Raw genomic sequence first — 3365 nt, 5'->3', positions numbered from 1 at the left:
TCTTTCCCTCTCATTCCCACTCCTCCCAGTCTATCAGTCTCTTTTCACCCTCTATCTTTTTATACGGTGCGATGTCCATCGTCATTTCAAGTGTCCCGATGTATTCGCCCTTCTCATTGAAGAGCGGAACGTATTTGATGTAGACGTACTTCTTCCCGAGATGAAGCCAGAAGGTGGCTTCCTTCTTCCTACCCTCCTTAAAGGCTTGAAGTATCTTGTTCACAATGTAAACGCTCTTCGGCGGGTGGCAGAGCTGGACCGGCCTTCCAAGGACTGAGAGAGTTCTGTCGAATATCCTCTCTCCCGGCGAGAAGAACCTAACCCTATCGTTCCTGTCTATGAAGGTAACGTCCACCGGCAGGGCCTCGAAGATGATTTTGAGCTCCTCGACGTTAACGTAGCCTGTCCCTAGGTCTATGTCGCCATCGCGCTTGAGTTCCGTTTTATCGAACTCAAGGGGCTGGCCTTTGAGGGCCTCTTGGACTTCCTTCGGGAGGCTCAGTAGCTGTTCCACGCTCAGCTCCGGGTTGATCTCCCACGGGTGGAGCGGTTTAACGTCCTCACCGGGGTCCCAGGCTGGCGGATCCACCTTGTAGTAGCCCATTTCATCCTCCTGCATTCTAATGGCCTTCCACTCGCCGTCGCTTAGCAGGGCCTTAAGGGTTGGGTAGTAGATGTTGTTCTCCCTAAAAACCATGTCGCTGAGGGCAAAGGATGCCTCGCCGGCTTTGTCTTTGAAGAGCTTAACGAACTTCTCCCACGGCATTTCGTTCCTCTTCCTCAGGAGCTCAGCTAGGTACTTTATCATGAACCGCACCTCGTCGTGCTTCGTCCATAGGACGGTGGCCACCGCCGTAATGCCCCTCCTCTCAATGTAGGGGAAGGTCAGCATCTCCTCTCGATTGTAGTGGGTGAAACCGACCTTCCTGAGGTTGTTGACTATCTCCTCCAGAACTTCCAGGATTTCCTTCCTCATGCGTTCGTCCTTGGTAGTTGCCAGTGTTCTCGCGTAGAGGTTGAGCATCTCCGCATCTTTCATTATCTCCTTGTTTTCCTGATAGAGGGTCTTGAGCGGGTGGCCGTCCGGCAAATCTCTCTCCTCAAGTTCATCGGTTCCTTTAACTGCCTCTCGGAAGAGCTCAACGTGAATGTCGCACATTTTGGCTATATCCTTTGCCGAGACACCTTCCTTCACGAGCTCCTGCTCTAAAATGGGTATTTCCAACGGTGAGACGTTGCTTAGTAACATCTTGAACTCCTCTTTGAGCTTTTCAACCTTCTCGCCCTCGTGAATCCTCAGGAGGAGTTTCTTCAGCTGCTCCTTTTTGTATTCCCTGTTGTTGAGCAATTCGGTCATCTTGATCACCTTCATGACGGGTGTCATATCAACGTCTTATAAGCATTACTGGGCAATTTTGTCCAATAAAGTTTATATGCCGTACGTCATACTAATGATTGGTGGTGCAAAATGATGCTCGACGTTAGGGGGCTGAAAGCCCCACAGCCGGCCGTTATGATAGTCGAGTCCCTCGGAAAGCTCAAAACCGGAGATACACTTGAGGTGATAGGTGATAAGCCCTTCGTTGACATGATACCGAAGCTTGAAGAGGCTGGCTACTCCATTGATATCAAGGAGGTTGGCAACCTCTTCGTGCTCAGAATTACAAAAACTGAAAACTCAAAGGAGCTCAACATGGAGATCAAAGAGTGCGATGACAAACTTGAGGAGATAACAGAGGAAACAAACGTGGCCCAGTTATTGAAAGTCTATCCAGAATCCCTCAAGATCCTCGTGAAGTACGGCTTCTCCCCGCTTGAGAATCCGGAGATGAGAAGAACCCTGGCGAGGACGATAACACTGAAGGGTGCCAAGAAGCTCCTCGGGATGAGCGATGACAAATTTAGAGAGATGATGGCAGAGCTTAAGGCACTTGAAAAACCTTAAATATTCCACTCGTCATAACTGGAACCATGAAGACCAACGCCTTTGATGTGGCCTCACGCTATGTGTACCCCGCCCTCAGACGGAGGCTCGTTGAGATACTGAGGTGGAAGGGCCTAAAACAGACCGAGATAGCGGAGCTTTTCCACATAACCCAGTCTGCGGTTTCCCGCTACCTGAGGGAGGAGAGGGGTGCTTTAGTGGATGTCTCCTCCCTTCCAGACATTGAGGAGAAACTGCGCTCCCTCGCGGAGGAGATAGTGGAGAAGAGGCCGGATGAATACTGGATACACGCCCGGCTCGTTGAGATAACTCTCTACGGGCTCGGGAGGGGCTACTTCTGTCAATTTCATGCACTCATCGACCCGGAGCTCAATCCAAGCGAGTGCCGGGTCTGTCTTGAGCTCTTTGGTTAGGTAACCAGCGAGAGGCCATAGATGAACTCGACCACGAGGAGGGCTATGGCCAGACCCGTGGCGAACCTGTGGTGTTCCCTCCTCAGCCTTCTTCCCCTGAAGAGGAAGCCCGTCGCGAGGGCCGTCAGGACGACAATGTAGGTGAACAGCCCGAACCTTCCGTGTGTTGATGGAACTCCACCGACGGTGTAGAGCATATAGGCAACTCCTAAGGTCAAGAGGCCAGCCCCCATGTAGACCGCCGCGTGGTGGAGTTTAAGCCTGTGCTTCCTCGCGTAATAAATCCCAACAAGGAAAGAGAGCAAGGCGAGGGAGTTAACCGTCGCGTGAATCTGGTATGGGAGCATTCTATCACCCATCGAGCTTTATCCTGCCGGAACCCTTAGCAACGTTGTGCTTCGCCGTGAAGTCATCGGCATCTGCCATCGCGAAGATGAACTTAATCTCCTGCCCCGGCTTGAAGGCCTTGTCGTATTTATCACCAGTGTTTAGCTTCCTCTTGAACTCTATCAGCGTGTAGCCGTTCTCCTCCTTTCCGGCATACTCAAGGATGTCGTTGCTCCCGCCGAGCTTCTGGTCTGGTAGATGGGGCCCGTAGAGACCGGTTGAGTAGGCATCCACGACCGTTGCCTTCCCGTCCTTGACCCAGCCTATTATCATGTCGGCGTCCTTCATCGCCGTGCTCGGCTCGAAGCCTATGGCAACCCAGCCGGTCGTCTTCCCCTTGAGGGCCATGTAGAGGTATTCGTCATCGTTCCTCCAGTAAACGGTGAACTTACCGCCGGCCAGAGCGAGCTCGTGTGGGTATTCGTTCTTCTCTATTATCCCATCGGCCTTCCACGGGCTCAGGGCCTGGGAAGAGCTCGTAGAGGGCTGTGAGGTTGTGGCCGGGGCCTTTGTCGAGCTCGTCGGTGTCTGGCTTGAGGTTCCCCCAATGCACCCCGCCGCGAGGACGAGAGCCAATACGATCGCGGCGAGGGCGAGATTTGTGCCCTTCATTGAGACCA

5 protein-coding genes are annotated in these 3365 nt (G+C 52.7%); 2 read left to right on the top strand and 3 right to left on the bottom strand.

The window, feature by feature from the left end:
* Positions 1–10: 10 nt before the first annotated feature.
* On the bottom strand, positions 11–1357 hold the full coding sequence (locus tag MVD07_RS00900; protein WP_297497371.1) for a DUF438 domain-containing protein: 1347 nt from the start codon (positions 1355–1357) through the stop codon (positions 11–13).
* 114 nt (positions 1358–1471) lie between these two features.
* Here MVD07_RS00900 and MVD07_RS00895 point away from each other — a divergent pair, with 114 nt between their 5' ends.
* Complete coding sequence (locus tag MVD07_RS00895) at positions 1472–1945, top strand: DUF1858 domain-containing protein (protein ID WP_297497366.1); 474 nt, start codon at positions 1472–1474, stop codon at positions 1943–1945.
* Positions 1946–1971: 26 nt separating this feature from the next.
* Positions 1972–2358, top strand: coding sequence for a transcriptional regulator (locus MVD07_RS00890; RefSeq protein WP_297497363.1), 387 nt, complete (start codon positions 1972–1974; stop codon positions 2356–2358).
* On the opposite strand, the gene MVD07_RS00885 is transcribed toward MVD07_RS00890, so the two are convergent.
* Together MVD07_RS00885 and MVD07_RS00880 are read right to left on the bottom strand one after the other, a co-directional pair.
* Positions 2355–2705, bottom strand: coding sequence for a hypothetical protein (locus tag MVD07_RS00885; protein ID WP_297497360.1), 351 nt, complete (start codon positions 2703–2705; stop codon positions 2355–2357). The two genes, MVD07_RS00890 and MVD07_RS00885, sit on opposite strands and share 4 nt — an antisense overlap.
* Before the next feature lie 4 nt (positions 2706–2709).
* Positions 2710–3365: DOMON domain-containing protein (locus tag MVD07_RS00880; protein ID WP_366078423.1), on the bottom strand; the 656-nt coding region annotated here is incomplete at its 5' end.

It is taken from the genome of Thermococcus sp. (assembly GCF_027008145.1).
GTDB lineage: Archaea > Methanobacteriota_B > Thermococci > Thermococcales > Thermococcaceae > Thermococcus.
The sequence above is the reverse complement of the archived record's forward strand: the minus strand, read 5'-3'. Positions and strand labels throughout refer to the sequence as shown.